General features: G+C 38.5%; 18 protein-coding genes. 7 read left to right on the forward strand and 11 right to left on the reverse strand.

Annotation, left to right across the window (positions count from 1 at the left end; all coding sequences use genetic code 11):
• Position 1: 1 nt before the first annotated feature.
• From ACZZZK_RS12965 to gltX, 4 genes are all read right to left on the reverse strand, one after another.
• Entirely contained in the window at positions 2-3,583 is a 3,582-nt protein-coding gene (locus ACZZZK_RS12965) for a response regulator (protein WP_463484500.1), read from the reverse strand.
• Positions 3,584-3,601: 18 nt separating this feature from the next.
• Complete coding sequence (locus tag ACZZZK_RS12970) at positions 3,602-4,735, reverse strand: ATP-binding response regulator (RefSeq protein ID WP_463484501.1); 1,134 nt, start codon at positions 4,733-4,735, stop codon at positions 3,602-3,604.
• Between the two features lie 259 nt (positions 4,736-4,994).
• On the reverse strand, positions 4,995-5,831 hold the full coding sequence (ypfJ, locus tag ACZZZK_RS12975) for a KPN_02809 family neutral zinc metallopeptidase (protein ID WP_056850670.1): 837 nt from the start codon (positions 5,829-5,831) through the stop codon (positions 4,995-4,997).
• Between the two features lie 151 nt (positions 5,832-5,982).
• Positions 5,983-7,491 carry a glutamate--tRNA ligase gene (gltX, locus tag ACZZZK_RS12980; protein WP_463484502.1) on the reverse strand — a complete coding sequence of 503 codons (1,509 nt, stop codon included), beginning with the start codon at positions 7,489-7,491 and terminating at the stop codon, positions 5,983-5,985.
• Between the two features lie 136 nt (positions 7,492-7,627).
• Between gltX and ACZZZK_RS12985 the strand changes: the two genes are divergently transcribed.
• From ACZZZK_RS12985 to ACZZZK_RS12995, 3 genes are read left to right on the forward strand one after another with little or no spacing between them, the layout of a single operon-like run.
• Positions 7,628-8,833 (forward strand): sensor histidine kinase, encoded by a 1,206-nt coding sequence (locus ACZZZK_RS12985; protein WP_056850668.1) that lies wholly within the window; start codon positions 7,628-7,630, stop codon positions 8,831-8,833.
• On the forward strand, positions 8,814-9,323 hold the full coding sequence (locus ACZZZK_RS12990) for a DinB family protein (RefSeq protein WP_463484503.1): 510 nt from the start codon (positions 8,814-8,816) through the stop codon (positions 9,321-9,323). Before ACZZZK_RS12985 ends, ACZZZK_RS12990 begins: the two co-directional genes overlap by 20 nt.
• A complete protein-coding gene (locus tag ACZZZK_RS12995; protein WP_463484504.1) occupies positions 9,310-9,735 on the forward strand; it encodes a hotdog fold thioesterase in 426 nt (141 codons plus the stop codon). The genes ACZZZK_RS12990 and ACZZZK_RS12995 overlap by 14 nt, the downstream gene beginning before the upstream one ends.
• A 261-nt stretch (positions 9,736-9,996) precedes the next feature.
• Here ACZZZK_RS12995 and ACZZZK_RS13000 read toward each other — a convergent pair whose 3' ends face one another.
• Positions 9,997-10,362 carry a DUF6249 domain-containing protein gene (locus ACZZZK_RS13000; protein ID WP_463484505.1) on the reverse strand — a complete coding sequence of 122 codons (366 nt, stop codon included), beginning with the start codon at positions 10,360-10,362 and terminating at the stop codon, positions 9,997-9,999.
• 135 nt (positions 10,363-10,497) lie between these two features.
• On the opposite strand from ACZZZK_RS13000, the gene ACZZZK_RS13005 reads away from it, so the two are divergent.
• From ACZZZK_RS13005 to ACZZZK_RS13020, 4 genes are all read left to right on the forward strand, one after another.
• Positions 10,498-11,064: a Crp/Fnr family transcriptional regulator gene (locus ACZZZK_RS13005; protein WP_463484506.1), complete on the forward strand. Its 567-nt coding sequence runs from the start codon at positions 10,498-10,500 to the stop codon at positions 11,062-11,064.
• 72 nt (positions 11,065-11,136) lie between these two features.
• Complete coding sequence (locus ACZZZK_RS13010) at positions 11,137-11,457, forward strand: DMT family transporter (protein ID WP_463484507.1); 321 nt, start codon at positions 11,137-11,139, stop codon at positions 11,455-11,457.
• 275 nt (positions 11,458-11,732) lie between these two features.
• On the forward strand, positions 11,733-12,314 hold the full coding sequence (locus tag ACZZZK_RS13015) for an RNA polymerase sigma factor (protein ID WP_463484508.1): 582 nt from the start codon (positions 11,733-11,735) through the stop codon (positions 12,312-12,314).
• Positions 12,311-12,793 carry a hypothetical protein gene (locus ACZZZK_RS13020; protein ID WP_463484509.1) on the forward strand — a complete coding sequence of 161 codons (483 nt, stop codon included), beginning with the start codon at positions 12,311-12,313 and terminating at the stop codon, positions 12,791-12,793. The genes ACZZZK_RS13015 and ACZZZK_RS13020 overlap by 4 nt, the downstream gene beginning before the upstream one ends.
• 75 nt (positions 12,794-12,868) lie before the next feature.
• Here ACZZZK_RS13020 and ACZZZK_RS13025 read toward each other — a convergent pair whose 3' ends face one another.
• The 6 genes from ACZZZK_RS13025 to ACZZZK_RS13050 all read right to left on the reverse strand — a co-directional run bounded on the left by ACZZZK_RS13025 (position 12,869) and on the right by ACZZZK_RS13050 (position 19,606).
• The gene (locus tag ACZZZK_RS13025; protein WP_463484510.1) at positions 12,869-13,396 is read right to left on the reverse strand and encodes an RBBP9/YdeN family alpha/beta hydrolase; all 528 of its coding nucleotides are present in this window, start codon (positions 13,394-13,396) and stop codon (positions 12,869-12,871) included.
• Between the two features lie 93 nt (positions 13,397-13,489).
• Positions 13,490-13,681, reverse strand: a complete 192-nt coding sequence (locus ACZZZK_RS13030) for a cold-shock protein (protein WP_025141747.1) — start codon at positions 13,679-13,681, stop codon at positions 13,490-13,492.
• A gap of 104 nt (positions 13,682-13,785) precedes the next feature.
• Entirely contained in the window at positions 13,786-14,628 is an 843-nt protein-coding gene (locus ACZZZK_RS13035) for a hypothetical protein (RefSeq protein WP_463484511.1), read from the reverse strand.
• A gap of 100 nt (positions 14,629-14,728) precedes the next feature.
• On the reverse strand, positions 14,729-15,595 hold the full coding sequence (locus tag ACZZZK_RS13040) for a phosphodiester glycosidase family protein (protein WP_463484512.1): 867 nt from the start codon (positions 15,593-15,595) through the stop codon (positions 14,729-14,731).
• Between the two features lie 156 nt (positions 15,596-15,751).
• Entirely contained in the window at positions 15,752-18,265 is a 2,514-nt protein-coding gene (locus ACZZZK_RS13045; protein ID WP_463484513.1) for a zinc-dependent metalloprotease, read from the reverse strand.
• A 93-nt stretch (positions 18,266-18,358) separates the two neighbouring features.
• Positions 18,359-19,606, reverse strand: coding sequence for a pepsin/retropepsin-like aspartic protease family protein (locus ACZZZK_RS13050; RefSeq protein ID WP_463484514.1), 1,248 nt, complete (start codon positions 19,604-19,606; stop codon positions 18,359-18,361).
• Positions 19,607-19,616: the final 10 nt, after the last annotated feature.

The raw sequence follows: 19,616 nt of genomic DNA on the forward strand, positions 1-19,616 counted from the left end.
TTTAAGCTTTGTGATGATTTTCGTATAACCAAACTCGTAAAAGAGATACCAACTGATCCATATCTACAGGTTTGCTTATATAATCTGAAGCGCCTGCAGCTATACATTTTTCTCTATCGCCCATCATGGCTTTTGCTGTAACCGCTAAAATTGGCAGATTACGGTATTTTATATCTTGCCGAATGGCCGTTGTAGTTTCGTAACCGTCTAACTCGGGCATCATCATATCCATTAAAACAACATCTACTTTGGGGTTTTCCTGAAGCAACTTTAAGGCTTCCTTACCATCTATCGCCGCTAAAACTTTCATTTGATGTTGTTCCAATACTTTTGTTAAAGAGAAAATGTTCCTTACATCATCATCGGCAACCAACACCGTTTTGTCTTTCAGTACATCCTGAAGTTCGGTAAATGCTTTTGGTGTTTTAGTTTTTTCGCGGCTTTTTTCTTCCACCAAATGCAAAAATAATCCCGCTTCATCTAAAATTCTTTGGTAAGAATGTGCCGTTTTCACCACGATCGAATCGGCATATTGCTTGATCCTGTTTTCTTCACCTTTAGACAAGTTTTTGCCCGTAAAAATGATAATAGGTAAATTTTCTAATCCAGGTGTTTTCTTGACCACTTCCAGTGTATCATAGGCATGTTTATCAGGGATACCCATATCTAAAATTACGCAATTTACATCTGATTTGTGCAAGGCAGAAACACCTTCGCTCACCTGGTTAACAATTTCCGTTTGAATACTAAAATTGCTTAAAAAGTAGCTCAATGCTTTGGCATGTTGTTCATTCTCCTCAACGATTAACACTTTCTTTGGATGTCTGCTTAACGCATGTTCCAATTTAGAAAATATCTCCTGCATATGCTCGAAAGCGAAAGGCTTGTTAATAAAATCGACAGCGCCTTTTAATAAGCTTTCCTTTTTAACCTGCAGCGATGACATAATATGCACTGGAATAGGTCTCGTCGTTGGGTCGGATTTTAACTCTTCCATCACTTGCCAACCATCTTTAACTGGCAATTGAATATCCAATAAAATAGCTTGTGGCTTATACGCTTTTGCCATTTCAATTCCAACATCGCCGCGTACGGCCACCAATCCTTTATAGTTTCGCTTGCGGGTAAAATCAAGCAAGGTTTTAGCAAATGGCGTATCATCTTCTACAATTAAAATCACCTTATCGTCAGGCGTAATATTATCCCGATCATCCTCAATTTCCTGAGGAATATTACTTACCGTTAAGTGCTGAATTTTCGGTGCTTCCGGCAAAACAGTAACAGGTTTTTTCCACGGATCTTTTAAATCTTCAAAACCCTTGTTCTTATCAATAGGTAAAACCAAAATGAACTCACTTCCTTCATTTTCTTTACTTTTCAATTCAATGTAACCACCCAAAAGCTTAGCCAGTTCGCGACTAATCGATAAACCCAAACCCGTGCCGCCAAACTTACGTCGGGTAGAACCATCGGCTTGCTGAAAGGCTTCGAACACCATGCCCTGCTTTTCAGGCGCTATGCCCACACCGGTATCTTTAACTTTGAAAATAAGTGCGTTTAAATGTTCGTCTTTTTCGATATTAAATTTAACCGAACCTATTGAGGTAAACTTTATGGCGTTTGACAATAAATTCTTTAAAATCTGCTCCAAACGCATTTTATCGGTATTGAAAAATTCGGGTAGATTGCTAGCCTTTTCAATAACAAGTTCTAAAGCTTTATCTTTCGCTAGTGGATTAAAGAGTGATTGCATGTTCTGTGCAATCTCCTCAATCTTCACATTTGAACGGTCGAGCTCCATTTTTCCGGCCTCGATTTTTGAAAGATCTAAAATTTCATCTATCAAACTCAATAAACCTTGCCCTGAGCTTTGGATTACAGAAGCATATTCCTGATGTTCTTTGTCCATCGCATCATTTTCTGCCATTAATCTTGACAATAATAAAATGGAATTTAATGGCGTCCGCAGCTCATGAGACATATTTGCCAAAAACTCCGATTTATATCTTGTGCTCAGTTCTAAAGCCTCGGCCTTTTGCTGGATTTCTGCATTCCTCTCTTCAATCAGTTCATTCTTCTCTTCCAGCAAACTGCTTCGTTCTTCTAATTCCTGGTTGCTTTGAAGCAATTCTTCTTGCTGTACCCTAAGTTCTTCTTCTGATGCCTGAAGCTTCTGTGCCTGTGCTTCCAATTCAGCATTCATACCTTCCAACTCTCCATGCTGAACTTGTAACTCTTCAGATTGAGCCTGAGTTTCTTCTAATAATTGCTGTAGTTTTTGCCTGTTTTGAGCACCCAACAATGCTGTACCAATATCAGAAAGTACTGAATTTAGAAATTGCAGTTGTAAATTGCTAAATGCTGTAATGGTACCCAGCTCTAACCCACCTATTGAAATTCCGTTTCTAACAATAGGCAAAACCAACAATTGGGCGGGTTTAATATTTCCTGTGGCGTGTGTAATGGTTAATTCACTTTGTGGTACATCTTCCAACAAAATGCTTTTGCCCGATTTTACAGCTTGTCCGATCAACCCTTGTCCAAGCTCTAAAACTTCAACGAGGTTTTGTCCTTCTAACGCATATTTTCCCTTTAAATGAAGATAACCATCATCTTTAAATAAATAAATTGCACCGATTTGGCTTTTGGTATAAGAAGCCAATAGCTCAATAATATCATCAGCCAAATGGAAAACATCCTTTTCACCAACCATTTTGACATTTAGGTTAGCAACGCCAGTTTGCAGCCATTCGTTTTCTGCCAATGTATCGAACGATTTTTTCAGCGATGAAGACATCGTATTGAGCGATTCGGAGAGTTCTCCGATATCATCCTGACTTTGGCTATCAAGCTTAACGCCATAATTGCCATTTGATATTTGAGAAGCAATTTCTTTGATAGCTGCAATACGTTTCTCCATCTCGTATTTTTTGCTTTCGATTTCCTCTTGCAACTTCACCCGCTCATCAAAATCAACTGATACTTTTCTATAGAAAAATAAGGTGATTAAAATGGCCAAAGCGGCGGCTATCAAAATCAAAATAGGAGTGTAAGAAGTGAGTTTATTGAGCTCTACAGTGCGTTCCTCTAGTAATCTGCGTTCTTCTTTAACCATGGCGTTCACAGTTTCCCGTGCCTCATCCATGTAAACTTTTCCTTGAAACAAAACTGTAGGATCTACCGCTCCACCAAGTCCTTTAATTTCAATGGTAGATTTAATAATCCCCATTCTTTTGGTTAAAATATTGCGAAGTCCGGCAACATTTTTCTGCTGTACAGGGTTATCTTCGGTTGCGCTTTCTACCTTTTTAAGTATCGCCGCTGCAGAATCGCTGGCACCATAATAAGGTGTTAAAAAAACCTTGTTCCCGGTAAGTAAATATCCTCTTTGCCCGGTTTCAGCATCTTTTAAGTAAGAAATAATATTTTCAGCATCCAATATCACCTGATCACTATGCTTCACCAACTCGGTGCTTTTTATCAGGTTGCTAATGCTTACATATGAAGCCAAAGAACTGATAAAAAGAATAATAAGCGACAAGCCAAGACCTAAACGTAAATTATTTTTAAGGGTAGTTTTCATTCTATAATTTGGAGATGATTAGATTTGATTTTGCAGAATTTCTTCTTCAGTTATTGGAATAATGAAATAGAATTCAGAGCCCTCATCTGGCACACTATTTACCCCAATAGTACCACCATGGCGCTTAATGATTTCTGCACAAATGTACAAGCCAATACCTAAGCCGTTAAAACGATGGCTATTTTCTTCAACTCGATAAAATTTATCAAAAATCTTTTCTTGTTGCTCGCTGGAGATTCCTATTCCAAAATCTTTAACTGCCAGGTAAAGCTTCCCATCTCTAATATTAATGGTTACGTTTACCTGGTTAGTGCCTGGCGCATATTTAATGGCGTTGGTTATAAAATTGATAACCACCTGTTCCAACCGCATTTCATCGCCAAAAATATTCTCGCTGGTTTGGCCAAGCTTGGTAATTTTAAAATCAGGATTAGATTGTTGCAACATTTCAATGGCATTGTTAACCATATTATCGGCACAGAAGCTTTGCATGTTAAACTTCATTTTGCCACTTTCAATCTTCGAAATATCTAATAAATCAACAATCAATTCGTTTAGCTTTTCGAGCTGAACACTGGCTTTTTCCAAATGGTTTTGAGCCATTTCTTTGTTATCTTTATTCAAGCTCCGTTGCAAAAGTTGTATATAACCTTTAACGCTGGTGAGCGGGGTTTTTAACTCATGGCTGGCAATACTGATAAATTCGTCCTTTTTCTGTTCAGCTTGCTTTCTAAATTCTATCTCTTTCAATAATTCTTCCTGAACCTCGTTTAGCTTTCTGCTTTGCTCATAAATGCGGTAAAAAGTTTTTATCTTAAGTAAAAGAATATTGATATCAACCGGCTTGATGATGTAATCTAATCCTCCGCTTAAATATCCCTTAGTTATGAATTTAAGTTCGGTGTTTACTGCCGATAAGAAAATGATTGCGGTATCTTTTGCCTTGCTAAACCCCGAAATGGCTTCGGCGACTTCAAAACCATCCATATCTGGCATTTGAACATCCAGAATGATGAGCACATAATTGTTTTTTAAAACCTTTTTTAATGCTTCTTCTCCAGATGACGCCGTGTCTACCTCAAAATTATGAGCTTGTAGTACTTTCTGTAACGAAATGAGGTTTTCTGGTCTGTCATCAACTATAAGGATCATCTTTATTAAAACAAATAGGAAGCTAGGATAATTATGTTTGGTTCGGAGACAACATCTCCTTAACTAGGTACAAACAGCAAAGTTTTAAAAAGGTTTTGGGTTTTGAAATTTTTTTTTCGAAAACTTTTTGAAGTACTATAATTAACGCTTAGTCCTGCTCTCCATTTCAAGTCCTGGTTGAAAAAACCGGGTGCTTTTTATTACGATCAGGTTTAGGTGGCCAATAATTTAACTATTAAAGTTTCCTTTGCCAATAGCCTTAGAGCTGACTAAAAGTATCGCCTTGCTTAAAATCGCCTGTTTCGAAACCTTTTTTAAACCAGAACATACGTTGTTGTGAAGTACCATGAGTAAAAGAATCTGGCTGAACATCTCCAGTGGCTTGCTTCTGTAACTTATCGTCGCCGATAGCATTTGCTGCTGTAAGCGCTTCTTCAATATCACCTTCTTCCAGCTTAAAATCTTTAAGATTTTGAGCATGATGTGCCCACAATCCAGCAAAGAAATCGGCCTGTAGTTCTAATTTTACTGATAAACGGTTATATTCTTTTTCACTAACCTGACCGCGGGCTTCATCAAGCTTTGCAGAAATGCCCAACAAATTTTGAACGTGATGGCCCACCTCATGTGCAATTACATATGCTTGAGCGAAATCGCCTGCCGCACCGAAACGGTTTTTTAAATCATCATAAAATGATAAATCGATATACACTTTCTGATCACCAGGACAGTAAAACGGACCTACGTTCGAACTTGCATTTCCACATGCAGTTTGCACACCCTCTCTAAACAACCTCAGTTTTGGATATTCGTATTGTTTGCCCATGGCCTGAAATTCTTTATCCCATACCTGCTCGGTAGATTCTAAAACACCAGAAACAAAAACCGCCTGTGGATCATTTGCCGGAACGCCTTGCTTAACTTCTTCTGTACCTTGTGAAGTTGGAAGCTGGCTCACTACACCGCTTAAGTCCTTCCCGAAAATTAAACCGAGTATAACCACAACGATACCGATACCTCCGCCAAGAATGGTTTTACCACCACCTCCGCTTCTACCATCTTCCATGTTGCTGCTACCTTTTCCGAACCACTGCATATTTTTAAATTTTTTGATTTAATGAATAACCGTAAACCGTAGTTAATTGTTATACTAAAGTAGAAATTATTTTCCTGATTTATTCTTTTAGGTTTTGATGGAATAAAAAAGCCAGAAATTTCTTCCTGGCTTACACATCGTATCTTTTAATCTAGTTACTAAACACAGCAATTGCTTTTGCAATTCTGGCCTTAGTTTCTTCTACACCTAACAATACAGCAATATCAAAAACACCAGGCCCAAATTTACCACCAACCAACATCACACGGAATGGCAACATCAGTTCGCCAGGCTTAAAACCTTTTTCTTCAGCCAATGCTTTAAAAGCTGCTTCTTCACTAGCAGCATCAGTTAAAGCCAATTTTTCTGCAAAAGCATTAAAGAATTCGGCCTTTTCTGGAGTCCATTTTGGTTTAACTGCTTGCTCATCGTATTGGCTAGGGGAGGCAAAAAAGTATCCGCTTTGCGCCACAAAATCAGGCAAAAGTGTACAACGATCTTTAATTAAATCGATAATCGTATTTAGAAAAAAATCATCTGCAACTTCAATACCCGCTTTTTGTAGTTCTGCTTTAATGGGCAACTGTAAACTGGTAACCGGCGACTGCTTAATCCATTCATGATTGTACCATTTGGCCTTTTCGAAATCGAACTTCGCTCCTGCTTTACTTATTCTCTCTATCGAGAACTTTTCCTCCAATTCTTTTAACGAGAAAAGTTCCTGATCTGTGCCATCATTCCAGCCTAATAAAGCCAGCATATTAACGAAAGCCTCAGGCAGGAAGCCCATCTCTTTAAAACCTTTGGTAACATCGCCAGTTTTAGGATCCGTCCAGTTCATCGCATACACCGGGAAACCTAAACGGTCGCCGTCGCGTTTGCTTAATTTTCCATGTCCATCTGGCTTAAGGATTAAAGGTAAATGGGCCCATGCTGGCATATCAGCTTCCCAACCTAAATATTTCCACAGCAAAATATGAATTGGTGCCGATGGCAACCATTCTTCGCCTCGGAAAGCATGAGAAATTTCCATCGCCTTATCATCTACAACAACTGCCAAATGATACGTCGGCATGCCATCTGCTTTTAATAATACTTTATCATCAACCAATGAAGTTTCAAAACTTACATCGCCACGAATTAAATCATTAAAATGAACAATTTCATCTTCAGGCACTTTTAGTCTGATCACGTGAGGCGTTTTTGAAGCCAATAGATCTTCAACCTCACTAATGGTTAAGGTTAATGAATTGCGCATTTGCATCCGGGTAGCCTGGCCGTATTGAAAGTTTGGAAGTTCTTTCCTTTTCGCATCCAGTTCTTCAGGAGTATCAAAGGCGTAATAGGCATAGCCATCGCTAATCAATTGTTCGGCAAACTTCCTATAGCTTGGTTTGCGCTCACTCTGGCGGTAAGGCCCGTAAACTCCAGGATTCTGTGGACTTTCATCTGGGGCAATGCCACACCAGTTCAAACAATCTACAATATACTGTTCTGCACCTTCTACAAAACGATTTTGATCGGTATCTTCTACCCGAAGTACGAAGGTTCCATTATTCTTTTTTGCGAACAAATAATTAAACAACGCCGTACGTACACCGCCTAAATGCAGTCCTCCGGTTGGGCTTGGGGCAAATCTTACTCTAACTTTCTTATCCATAATTGGCTTGTTGAGCGGTTGGCGTTAAGCGATTAGCGGTTCAAACGCCTATCGCTATGCGCAAAACGCAAGACGGTACAAAGATATAGTTTTTATGATTTTTTCGTTTTGTTATTGTAATTTGCCCATCTAAAGCATGAACCCTTATCAAAAGAAACGCCGCTGGAAGTTTTTCCTCCTCATATTTGCCATTCTAATTGGCATTGCTTCAGTGTTTTATACGGATTCTTTTGTGAAAAAAATGGAACGTGAGGAAGCGGCACAGTTTCAGCTTTGGGTGAAGATTACAGAAAGATCGATGCTTTTGTATGATAATGACAACTTCACTAGTGTTGTAGAAGATGTTAGGGAAAACACTAAAATGCCTGTTATTGTAGTGAATGATGATGGCACAATCCTTTCTTCGAGTGGGTTAGATAGCACCAAAACCTGGTACCCCGACAATGAAAAATTGGTTTACGATAGCCTTTATTTTGTACGTGAACTCTCTACAATGAAAAAGCAACATCGCCCTGTGGTGATGAATATTATGGGGCAGGAAAAACTTGCCTACTACAAAGATTCGTTTATCCTTACCCAACTTCGATATTTTCCGTACATCCAAATGGGTGTAATTTTTCTTTTTCTGTTAACCGCTTACACCGCCTTTAGTTCTGCCCGAAAAGATGAACAAGATCATGTTTGGGTGGGTTTGGCCAAAGAAACAGCGCATCAACTCGGTACCCCCATATCTTCGCTCATGGCCTGGGTCGAGCTGATGAAATCTAAATTTGACGCGGAAGACGACCCGCTCATTGCCGAGATGGAAAACGATATCAAACGATTGGAAATTATTACCGATCGTTTCTCTAAAATTGGATCGAAACCGATACTAGAAGACCATACCGTTTACATTGTAATCAGCGATTTTATTAGGTATTTCAAAGTCAGAACATCAGATAAAGTGAAATTTAGCATTACCGGCGATGAACAGGTAAGAGCCTTATTGAATGTGCCACTGTTTGATTGGGTGATTGAAAACCTCTTGAAAAATGCAGCTAATGCCATTGAAAATGAAGGATCGATTTCAGTAAATATAATTGAGAACCTGGCAAAAGAACAAGTTTTTATCGATGTTACAGATAGTGGAAAAGGCATCCCACGTTCGAAATTTGATGCCGTTTTCCAACCGGGTTATACTACTCGTAAACGTGGCTGGGGACTTGGTTTATCACTTACTAAAAGGATTGTTGAGAATTACCATAGCGGCGAAATTTTCGTAAAAGAATCTGAGCTAGGCAAAGGAACAACCTTCAGAATTATTTTAAAAAGCAGCTTAAGATATGAACCGACCACAACCTAACGAATACCCTGCCTGGGGCGAAACCTATATCAGCAAAGTGAATGGCGATATTATTGACGTTTTAGAAGAACAGGTTTTCACCATACCAGCTTTGTTCGAAAGAAATAAAAACAAGGAAAATTACGCTTACGCCGATGGCAAGTGGACGGTAAAAGAAATGCTTGGTCATATTATAGATTGCGAAAGGATTTTTGCTTACCGGATGACCGCTTTCGCCAGAAATGAACCGCAGCAATTACCGGGTTTTGACGAAGATGAATACGTAGCAAATGCCCGCTTCGATGAACGCAACTATGAAGACATGATCGAAGAGTTTTCTGCTTTAAGAAAAGCGAATCTTTACTTTTTCAAAAGCTTAAACGATACCGAATTGAACAGAAAGGGAATAGCCTCCAACAGAGAAATTAGTGTAAAATCGATCTTATTTATAGCTGCCGGTCATATTATTCATCATGTTGGAGTTTTAGCAGAACGTTATGAAGTGGTTTAAAGATTTTACCGTTGAGGAACTGAATGGCCGACCAAAAAACCATATTGGTGCATTGTTGGGTATCGAATTTACCAAAATAGGTGATGATTTTATTGAGGGCACGATGCCTGTTGATAAACGCACACATCAGCCTGCAGGAATTTTACATGGTGGAGCATCGGTTGTTTTGGCCGAAACATTAGGGAGCATTGCATCTTTCATGCTTATTGATCCTGAAAAGTACGTTGCCGTGGGGTTGGAAGTAAACGCAAATCACTTGCGCCCTGTTAAAAGCGGTTTGGTTAAAGGTATTTGTACACCCATACACATCGGTGCCAAAACCCACATCTGGGATATTAAACTTTTTAACGATCGCGGTAAAATGAGCTGTATCAGCAGACTCACTGTTGCGGTAATAAATAAACCAACTTAGTTAATCAGTTTTCTGTAAATAAACACTTGGAAACAGGTTTCAGCAGCTTCGATTTATGCAGTTTGCTATAAATAGATTTGTAGTAATTCCTCGGAAATTATTGCAAGAAAAATCAGCGAAAATCCGTGTAATCTGCGGGAGAAAAAAATATGGCTTAAGATATTGCTGCAAAAAAAAAGCTCCCGCTGATCTCACAGATTCACGCAGAACAAAATCTGCAAAAGTCAGCGTATCTGCGGGAGAAAAACTTTTAGCAATAAATTACTTCGTAGCTTCCTGATCTAACCATTTCTTCTCAATAACGTATGAAATGATTAAACCTAAGCCGCCGAAGATTCCGATGCAACCAAAATAAACGGCTACCGACTGGCTGATTTCAGCGTTTGTCATATCGCTGCCGAAAACACCTCTAACGGTGAACAAAGCAACTAATAATCCTACACCTAAACCCATAAAAAGCAAACCAAATTTTAAACTCAAAAATGGTTTTGGGGTGGCTCGTTGTACGCCTGGATCGATTCCTCTTTCGATCATGGCCATTTTTTCTTTGTTTGATAAATAGCGGATTCCGAATATCATCGCGAATGCGCCTAAAAAAAGTGAAATTGGAACTAATATACCTAGCATGGTGTTGTATTTTAAATGTTAATAATTTATTTATCTCTTTCTGAACCGTGTTCTGTGTATTATGACTACATAAATTTTAGTCAGGTTACAGGCTTGCTCAAAAAAAATTATAGCTTTATTTAATTACTTCACGATTTGCAAGAGAAATTAAAAAATATCGAGTTATTTGGTGCATTGGGTGATGATGCTTTATCCTTGCTGGCTAATCATTTCAGGGTAGTCAATTATAAAAAAGGCACTATTTTAATCCATGCAGAAAAAGTTGAACCTTATTTTTACATTTTAGAAACTGGAATTGCCAGAGCATATTCTGATGGGGAAAACCAACAAATTACTTTCTGGTTTGGGCAAGCTGGCGATGTGTTGCTTTCTTACAATAGTTACATCAACAATAAACCTGGCTATGAAAATATCGAACTTTTAGAGGATTCGGTTTTATATCAAATTCATCTCCGCGATTTATTTGAGCTTTATAACCAACATTTAGCGCTTGCTAATTGGGGTAGAAAAATTGCTGAAATGGAATTAATTGCTACTGAGAAAAGATTAATCGATCGGTCGTTTAAGGATGCCACAGAAAGATATCGTGATTTTATTGTTCAATCTCCCGATCTGATTAAAAGAGTAGCCTTGAAACATATTGCTTCTTATTTAGGCGTAACACAAGTTACTTTAAGCAGAATTAGAGCAGCCTGCAAATAAATCTATTTTTTAACATTTGTAAAATGTGGGCGAAGCAAGGTATTGTACTTTTGCCGAAACAATCATTACGTTATGAACTGGATCATTTTAATTATTGCCGGCCTTTTCGAAGTTGGCTTCACTACCTGCTTAAAGCTTTCTAATAATTTTTCGAATATTAAATGGAGTATCGCTTTCTTCGTTTGTATTACTTTAAGTTTTGTTTTACTTAATAAAGCCACTCAAACGCTACCTATGGGTACGGCGTATGCGGTTTGGACCGGAATTGGAGCAGTTGGAACGGTAATTATCGGTATCGCGTATTTTAACGAGCCCGCTACTTTTTGGCGCATATTTTTCATTTGCACACTAATCGGATCTATTGCAGGCTTAAAGTTTTTTGCATCGCATTAAATGGGTTACGGGTTACCTGAGTTACCGGGCTGGGTGGTTATGAGTTCAAAGTTGAATGTTAAAAGTTACAAGGCTGGGTACATAGTTGGGTGGTTATGCGTTGAGCGTTGCATGTTAAAAGTTATACGGCTGGATGCAAAGACTTTTATAAGCAATAACCTTTGCGCCCAAACTTGCAACCCACAACTTATAACTGGCAACTGATAACCGGTAACTGATAACTTTTTCTGCAACCCTGTAACCTCCTTACTTTGTATGTAGTCTTACATTCAAATATGGAGCAAACACTTACAGATTTGGTGCTGATTCAAAATGTGTTGAACGGAGATTCCGCTCAATATGCTTTGTTGGTCAAACGGCACCAACGATTTGTGTTTACGCTTGCTTTACGATTTGCAAAAAACAGGGAAGATGCAGAAGAAATTGCCCAAGATTGTTTTATTAAAGCCTATAAAGCACTTGGAACCTTTAAGCAAACGGCAAAATTTAGCACCTGGCTGTACACTATTACTTATACCACAGCCATGACTTTCTTGCGCAAAAAGCGATTGGATACTTCATCTATTAACGATGAAGAAACCTTTCTGCAATTGGAAAACCATATCTCAAGCTTCAATGCAAATGGATATGAAAAGCAAGACAGTCATAAATTTTTGAACCAGGCCATACAGTTGCTGCTGCCGGATGATGCTGCGATTATAACGATGTTTTACCAGGGAGAACAAAGTTTGGAGGAAATTGGCGAAGCTTTAAATATGGAGGCCAATACAATCAAAGTGAAATTGCATCGGGCGAGGCAAAGGCTTAAAGAAAAATTACAATATTTGTTACATGATGAAGTAAAGGAGTTACTATGAACACAATAGAACAACAGCTTTGGGATTACATTGATGGGAATTTGGATGCTACCGAAGCCAAATCCCTCGAAGAAAAGATTAGTAAAAATGTCAAAATTAAACTTCAGTATGAGGAATTATTAAGTTTGAATATAGCTTTCGGTAAAATTGAGTTGGACGAACCTTCCATGTCGTTTACCAGAAACGTGATGGAAAGTGTATCCATAGCGCCGGCACCAGTTGCTTTAAAAACGAAAGTAAACGCCCGTATTATTTATGGCATCGGTGGGTTTTTTATCCTTTCATTGGTAGCACTTTTTGGCTACGCCCTTTTTAACCTAGACTTTAAAACTACTGACTTCGACTTGCAATTAAATGCTGATTTTAACTGGGAGAAGTACATTAGTCAAACAGTACTATATAGTTTTCTCTTTGCTGATTTAGTTATCGGGTTGGTGTTTGTGGATTATTTGTTGAGGAAAAAGATGACTCATAAATAATTTCTGCTTCGCAGAAATCGAATGTTTTAAGCAGCAATATGCTGGCTGGATCTGTAGAAACCTGCGAGAGCTCCGTTACGCTAATCTTTTCAAAATCTTTAATCCTTCGGGCCATTCGCCAAAGCCAGAAACCGCGTTGATATGACCAGCTTCTCCGATATTGATAAATTCGCTTCCCCAATGCGCCGCAAAAAACTGAGCCCTTTCCAAGCTTACCCATTCGTCATTTGAACTGGCCACCACAATGGTTTTGAAATTTATTTTATCTAAAGGAACATAATCAAAACCCACCGTTGGAAAATTGTAGCGTGGTGCCTCAAGATCGCTCGGCCCAACCAGCAAAGCTCCTTTAATTACTTTTTTATATTCCTTAGACCAATTGGCAATGGCGGTACAACCAAGACTATGACCAATTAAAACCACTGTAGATACATCGTATTCTGATAGAGTCGATTCAATTTTTTCAATCCAGTCTTTCGAAGCCGGCGCATCCCATTCTTCCTGGTTAATCCGACAAAAGTTACTGCCCGAATTTTCGAAGTGTGTTTGCCAGTGATCAGGGCCAGAATTGCCCAAACCGGGGATAATAAAGTAATTCGTCATTATGGATATTAGTCAGAAAGAAATCCTAAATTTTCAAAATAAAAAAAGCCCCGATTTATGCAATCAGGGCTTCATTGTAAATATGATAGTTAATTAAATTACTTTCACATTAACGGCATTTAAGCCTTTTTTACCGTTAGCAACTTCGTACTGTACTTTGTCGTTTTCACGGATTTCGTCGATAAGACCTGTTGAATGAACAAAAATTTCGCTATCGCCATTCGCAGGTACGATAAAGCCAAAACCTTTAGTTACATTGAAGAATTTTACTGTGCCTTCTTGCATTGTATTAAATATTAAAATTAAGTCTGCAAGGTAAGTTTTAATTTTTAAAATCAAAATAAATTTTAACATTTTTTTAACGTTAAAATTTTGTAAACAGCAGATTACTAAGGCTTTTTAATTGCCTTCCCAACAATCATCACCGTAATTTCGCTATTATGCGGAATTCCAAGCGTTGTTCCCGGAGCCACATCAAACAGATTTCTGATGTAGATATCTGCCACACCTTGCATCATTCTTTTCTTAGGTTCTGCCGCTTCGGGTAGCACGCCGTTTACCGACAAAATTTTTAGGGTTCCGGTATAATCCACCAGTGCCAAACACTCATAAGCAAAATCCTTATAAGCCCGATTGATCTCTATCCGATATCTCGGAAAAATATAATCATAAGCAGAAGTTCTCTTTTGTAATTTATCTACGCTGCTAAACTTTTCTACCGTAACAATTTTACTTTTGGGCAGAAACTGAACTGGCTCTGTCGCTGCGAATGCAGTTGTATCGGTGCGATTTACTTCTGCAGCTCTTTTTTCGATATAAATGGTATCTGCCTTTATAGGCCGTTGCAGAATTTCTGCGGTGGTTTTAAGCTTATTTTTGATGTAATTCTGCGCATAAAAAGTCATGTTTACATCCGATCGAATATCATCAGCGATTACCTTTCCATCTACCTGTACGCGTTGAAACACCAAACTATCTTTACTGATGTGTTTTACTTTGAAAAATTCTTCTGCGAAGTTGTACACATTGCCATGATCGTATTGCAGGTAAAAGTTTTGCATCCGCTGTTTTTGCGGGCTCCAGGCCGACATCGTATCTTCAGAAACTACTTCAATAATCCAGGAAGGTTTTTGCATAAATCCCTGCTCATTAAACGATAACCCGTTACTAAAACGGCGTTTTACTTCCTCATAACGAATTCCCTTTACGGGTGCAAATTCAAAATCCCTCAAGCTGGCATCATTTTTTTTATTTTTATTGCTACAAGCAGAGAGTAACAATATTAAAAAAAAGACTTGTATCGTGTTCTTAATCATGTAAAGGCTAAAATAACTATTTCTTTTTTACTAAAACCACGTTGGCTACCTTACGCTGGCCTTCATGGTCCCACTTCTTATTATCAGTTGGATAATTGATCACACCGCCATCAGGCATTCCAGCTACCCATAAAGTTGTAGAACCTCCACCATCAAAATTGATGGCACTTTTGCAACCCAACCATTTCATTAATTTACCTAACTCGTGCAAACTCATGCCGGCCGATTTTTCGTTACGCCCATCTACTGTTAACAAAATTATTCTTCCGTTCGGTTTAACACCCAAACAGGTCCGTGGGTGGCGCAAACGGGTAAACGAAGTCGTATCTAAAAGCTCATCAACATCATTGTAAGTTAATAACGGCCCGTTGAGCATGATGTTTTGTTCCATTAATTTTGTTTCCCAATCTGCTGTTCCATCCCATTTTTTTATTGAAATTTTCCCGTTATCAATCACAACAGCTGCTTGCTGATGCCTTGCCCTCTTCCCATCTTTATCTAAACGATTGGTGTTGATAATGTTACCGTTTACCTTAACAAAATCTACTGAACCTCCGTTTTTCACATCGAAAAAATTTCCGTTCAATGCTGCAATCGCGGTATCACGAATGCCAAAATTACTGGTGGTAATTAATTCTTTTTCTTCAGCACCTAAAGCAAAAACGGCCTTTCTGCCTGTATTTTTAATTTCTAGAAATGAAATATTTTCATTTGCTGCAAACAGATTTTTTTGATCAAAATGATGGCGAAACAGTCGAACCTGTTTGGTAACACGTGTTTTTTGCCATTTGGTTTTTACAACTGTTATCGAATCGAGATTTTGTGCGTAACTAAAAGATGCAATTGATGTGATCAGGATGAGAGAAAATATTTTTTTAAGCATGGGTTTTGGATTTGCTATAAAATTAAAAAAAACGGAGTAAACCTTAATAGGCTTACTCCGTTTTTAAATTTAGCGAATGGTTTGAATCATTAAGTGCTCAGATGATCGGCTTGAAACCTTTCAACTTTTAACATTTTAAACTCCAACCCTTCTATTTTATTTCTTCGGATCTAAAATATCTTTAATTCTAACCGTAAGATCATCGTAATGCGCTTTTGCAATAGCATCTCCAGCTACTGAGCGGGCTTTTGTTGTAGCCTGTAAGGCTTTCAATTCTGCTCTCACTAAGGGGCGAATATCTGATAAACTCACATTGATTGGCGTTAACCCATAACTTGCAGCAGATTCAACTGGGAAACCTGGCGGAAGTTCCGATTCAGTTGTCATTAAATAGCCTAAACGGTCTACATATGCTCTTTGTAAATTACGTTTAAACGCATCTGGTCTGCCTGCGGCGAAAACAGAAGTTTTAATATCCTTAAATAATTCTGGCAAAGTATAAGCTTTTACAGTGCCATTTTTAGTTTCGTTATCTAATAAACGGGCAATTCGTGGTGCCGCTAAAAGATTAACCAAAGTGTTGGCCTGCACTGCTTTGATTCTATTTAAAAGTGTACCGTTATCGAATTTACTCAATTGATCATTGTTAATTAACCAAAGCGGGGTAGTAAACAACTGCTGATTAAAAAATGAAACGGCTTCTTTTTGTTTTGCTTTTGATAAGTAACTATAAACCGGACCAGTTTGATCATAGGTTTTAAAGTTTTCGCTCATCCCACCTACATTGGTAAGTACGTGGCCCATGTAGCGGTTATATTGACCAACAATTTCAGTATAGATTTCTTTCAAATCGCTGTAGTCTTTACCTTTTTGGTAGGTCCATTTTTCTACGTTTGGAAGAATGCGCTTTAAGTTTGCAATACCATAAGTACTTGCTTTCATCGCATTATCGCCCAAATCTTCACTTTGCAAACGAGGATCCAGCGATGTACCTTGTCGACCATAAAAATAAAGCGGGTTACCAGCATTTTTTAAAGTCCATTGGTTTAAGATTTCCTTTTCCTGCTCGGCAGTTTTGTTTCCAGGAATCCAAGAGTAACCCCATTTAATTGACCATTTATCGTATTCACCAATTTGAGGGTGCATTTTGGTAACACCATCGCCAGGTTGTGCAATGTAATTGAAACGGGCATAATCCATAATAGAAGGTGCTGTTCCATGTTTATCGGTAAACGCTTTGGAACGTAATGAATCTACCGGATAGGCATAGCTAGAACCGAAGTTATGTGGCAAACCTAGTGTATGGCCAATTTCATGTGAAGAAACGAAGCGGATCAGCTCACCCATTTGAGCATCCGTAAATTTTGCTTTACGCACTTCAGGGTTAATGGCTGCCGTTTGAACGAAGTACCAGTTGCGCAATAAATTCATCACGTTGTGATACCAACCAATGTGTGTTTCTAAAATTTGGCCAGTACGCGGATCGCTTACATGCGGCCCATAAGCATTTGCAATATCAGAAGCAAAGTAACGAACTACCGAATAACGGGAGTCTTCTACACTAAACTGCGGATCTTCTTGAGGTGTTGGTGCTTGTTTACCAAAAATGGCGTTTTTGAAACCTGCTGCTTCAAAAGCCACTTGCCAATCGTTAATTCCCTGGATTAAAAATGGAACCCATTTTTTCGGCGTAGCCGGATCGATATAAATGATAATAGGTTTAACAGGCTCCACTAATTCGCCTCTTTTATAAGCTGCGGTATCCTTCGGAACCAAATTCCAACGGTGTATGTAAGCCGTACGTTCTGCCTTTTGGGCATCGGTACCATAGTCAATTTGAGATTGACCAAAGTAGCCCACCCGATTATCCATGATTCTAGCTTTCACAGGCATTTTCGGCAACAATAACATCGAAGTATTAAATTCGAAAGTTACGGCTCCGTTGCTGTTATCAGTTGGAGATTCTGCAGCACGATAAGTTTTTGCGGTTTTAACTTCGATATTTATCGGAAAAGTTTTTATGGTATCGATATAAGAACGAGTGGCATCATAAGTAATCACTTTATAGGCTTTACGGATTTGATCGGTAGCACCGATCGCCATAATATCGCCGTTATAAAAGTCAGTTACATCGATTACGATACCCGTAGTATCTTTATTATAGGCTTTGATTTCGAAGCTTGCAAGAATTTGCGCCAAGTTTGAGTTTTGCACCGACTCGTACATATCACTAGTAGAATCTGCTTTTGTAGCATAACTTGGTACACGGATGTAAACCTGTTTGCCTCTACGTTCCCATTTCCAAACCTGCTCGTTTAATTCTTCACCACCATATTGCTGGTTGCCTACTTTAATACCCACAGGCGCTTTTGCCAATCGCGTAACTACCAGCATTTCACGGTTGATAATGGAATCTGGTATTTCGAAATACCATTTATCATCCACTTTGTGTGTTTTGAATAATCCGTTAGTCGTTCTGGCTTTTGATGTAATCACCTCTGAGTAGGGCTTAATTCCTTCTTTTTTTGGTGCCGCCGCAGCTGCTGCTGCTGGAGTTGCAGGGCTAGTTGTGCCCTTTTTTGGTTTTTTTTGTGCTTGTGCTGTATCAATGCCAGCTAAACCAAGCACCATAATACCAGCTAATGCCAGTACTTTCACTTGTTTCTTCATTTATATGTTTATAAGATCTTTATGATAATAAGAGCCCGAAGTTATAGCGTTGTTACCTGATTAACATTGTGTAACTATAAAATTACTAATAGGTTAAATCCTTTTTTCAAGCCTGACCACTTTAAAGAAAACTTTGCTGTCGCGATAAACCTCTAATATGACTGTTTTATCAGCTTTAGATTTGAACATCTCCGTCAGATCATTTAAAGTATAGGCACTGATAGATTTGAAATTTACGCCAATAATTTCATCGTAAGGGCATAATCCTGCTTTTTCGGCTGGCGATCCTTCATCAATTTCGCCAACAATTACCCGTTTATACTCTGCCTGATCCAGATAAATTACCATGCCCACCATATCATGCTGGAAAGGAACTCTAGCCAGGCTATTTGGTTTCAGGTACATAAACTTATCCTGGTAATTTAGCTGGACATCAAATTTCCGTAGCATTTCGGCGCCTAGGTTTCCATTGCGAAAAGTTAAGTCAATCTTTTTTGAAATGGATTCAAAATCCGGGAAACCCGATACTACGTCATTAAAAATATGTCCCCCCAAATAAAAAGTGCTAATCCTGCCCATATAACCCTTTATTTGTCCGCTCAGGCTCATCCCTAAGTTCGCCTTAATAGTTTTCTCAGGAAGTGGAAAAGCACCTCCGTTTAACATTTCCATTGATAAAGGATGGCTGGCCCCGGTATCCATCAGTAACCGTGTGCTTACTTTCCCCTTATCAGGAATGTCTACCTGAACATCCACATAAGGCTTTAAGTTTTCAATAACTATCGGCACCTTGGTTCCTCGATATTTTATCCTCCTGCTTACATCGCTAAATATGATTCGATTCTCGCTGTAGCGAATATCAACAATAAAACTATTGAAGAAACTATAGCCAATTAAACCGTAAATTTTAATCCCTAAATGGCCAGATAGATTGAACAAATCTTCCTTAAGTATAGCTGTGGGGATATGATTAACCTTGGCGCTTCCTATTTTAGCTGTAATATTTTGCGATACATAAGCGTCAACCGTTTCCAAACCCAAGCCCGATAATTTAATTTTTCGCATTAAGCCAAAATTTAAGGTATCAATAATGGATGGATCTGTGATAATCATCGGCCCTACACCAGTATCAAGCACGAAATTATAGGGTCCTTTCTCATTTACAAAAACCGGAATGATCATTAAGTTTTTGATACACTTAAACTGAATAGATTGCTTTTGTTTATTTCCTGGAAAGGTAAATTCTTGCGCCTTTGAATGCAAACCGAACAAAATAAATGCTACACAAATGGCGAATTTGCAGATATCAAAATAGATAACAGAAGCATATTTGGTTAACATTAAATTAAAT

The organism is Pedobacter sp. AC163 (assembly GCF_979258665.1).

What these genes read in the sequence shown, in the direction of transcription:
- ACZZZK_RS12995 (WP_463484504.1), top strand. Translation starts at nt 9,310, where the DNA reads ATGAAGTGGTTTAAAGATTTTACCGTTGAGGAACTGAATGGCCGACCA.
- ACZZZK_RS13030 (WP_025141747.1), bottom strand. Translation starts at nt 13,681, where the DNA reads ATGCAAGAAGGCACAGTAAAATTCTTCAATGTAACTAAAGGTTTTGGC.
- ACZZZK_RS13010 (WP_463484507.1), top strand. Translation starts at nt 11,137, where the DNA reads ATGAACTGGATCATTTTAATTATTGCCGGCCTTTTCGAAGTTGGCTTC.
- ACZZZK_RS13025 (WP_463484510.1), bottom strand. Translation starts at nt 13,396, where the DNA reads ATGACGAATTACTTTATTATCCCCGGTTTGGGCAATTCTGGCCCTGAT.
- ACZZZK_RS12965 (WP_463484500.1), bottom strand. Translation starts at nt 3,583, where the DNA reads ATGAAAACTACCCTTAAAAATAATTTACGTTTAGGTCTTGGCTTGTCG.
- ypfJ (WP_056850670.1), bottom strand. Translation starts at nt 5,831, where the DNA reads ATGCAGTGGTTCGGAAAAGGTAGCAGCAACATGGAAGATGGTAGAAGC.
- ACZZZK_RS12990 (WP_463484503.1), top strand. Translation starts at nt 8,814, where the DNA reads ATGAACCGACCACAACCTAACGAATACCCTGCCTGGGGCGAAACCTAT.
- ACZZZK_RS12970 (WP_463484501.1), bottom strand. Translation starts at nt 4,735, where the DNA reads ATGATCCTTATAGTTGATGACAGACCAGAAAACCTCATTTCGTTACAG.
- ACZZZK_RS13000 (WP_463484505.1), bottom strand. Translation starts at nt 10,362, where the DNA reads ATGCTAGGTATATTAGTTCCAATTTCACTTTTTTTAGGCGCATTCGCG.
- ACZZZK_RS13045 (WP_463484513.1), bottom strand. Translation starts at nt 18,265, where the DNA reads ATGAAGAAACAAGTGAAAGTACTGGCATTAGCTGGTATTATGGTGCTT.
- ACZZZK_RS12985 (WP_056850668.1), top strand. Translation starts at nt 7,628, where the DNA reads ATGAACCCTTATCAAAAGAAACGCCGCTGGAAGTTTTTCCTCCTCATA.
- gltX (WP_463484502.1), bottom strand. Translation starts at nt 7,491, where the DNA reads ATGGATAAGAAAGTTAGAGTAAGATTTGCCCCAAGCCCAACCGGAGGA.
- ACZZZK_RS13015 (WP_463484508.1), top strand. Translation starts at nt 11,733, where the DNA reads ATGGAGCAAACACTTACAGATTTGGTGCTGATTCAAAATGTGTTGAAC.
- ACZZZK_RS13050 (WP_463484514.1), bottom strand. Translation starts at nt 19,606, where the DNA reads ATGTTAACCAAATATGCTTCTGTTATCTATTTTGATATCTGCAAATTC.
- ACZZZK_RS13020 (WP_463484509.1), top strand. Translation starts at nt 12,311, where the DNA reads ATGAACACAATAGAACAACAGCTTTGGGATTACATTGATGGGAATTTG.
- ACZZZK_RS13040 (WP_463484512.1), bottom strand. Translation starts at nt 15,595, where the DNA reads ATGCTTAAAAAAATATTTTCTCTCATCCTGATCACATCAATTGCATCT.